The sequence below is a fragment of the Streptomyces morookaense genome, assembly GCF_013030945.1.
Taxonomy (GTDB): Bacteria; Actinomycetota; Actinomycetes; order Streptomycetales; family Streptomycetaceae; genus Streptomyces; species Streptomyces morookaensis.
In genome coordinates this window covers 1-493 of sequence record NZ_JABBXF010000218.1, presented here as the reverse complement: position 1 = coordinate 493, position 493 = coordinate 1, and the positions used below count along the sequence as shown (strand labels likewise).

Genomic DNA, 493 nt, shown 5'->3' with positions numbered 1-493 from the left:
GCGGTGCGCGACGCCCTCGACCCCAAGTTGCGCTGAGGAGCGGGGAGATGGAACAGGCGGAGCAGGACGTCCTGCTCGACGTGCGGGACCTGCACGTCGAGTTCCGTACCCGGGACGGAGTCGCCAAGGCCGTCAACGGCGTGAGCTACTCGGTCGCCGCCGGGCGGACGCTGGCCGTGCTGGGGGAGTCCGGCTCCGGCAAGTCCGTGACCGCCCAGGCCGTCATGGGCATCCTGGACTCGCCGCCGGGGTACGTCACCGGCGGCCAAGTCCTCTTCCGCGGAACGGACTTGCTGGCGGCGGCGGAAGACGATCGCCGCCGGATCCGCGGCGCGAAACTGGCCATGATCTTCCAGGACGCGCTCTCCGCCCTCAACCCCGTGATGACGGTGGGCGCACAGCTCGGCGAGATGTACGAGGTCCACCGGGGAGCGACCCGCAAGGACGCCCGGGCGCAGGCGGTCCGGCTGATGGACCGGGTCCGTATCCCGGC

At 71.6% G+C, this 493-nt stretch carries 1 protein-coding gene; it reads left to right on the top strand.

Annotation, left to right across the window (positions count from 1 at the left end; all coding sequences use genetic code 11):
* Positions 1-47: 47 nt before the first annotated feature.
* Positions 48-493: ATP-binding cassette domain-containing protein (locus HG542_RS34240; RefSeq protein ID WP_171088343.1), on the top strand; the 446-nt coding region annotated here is incomplete at its 3' end.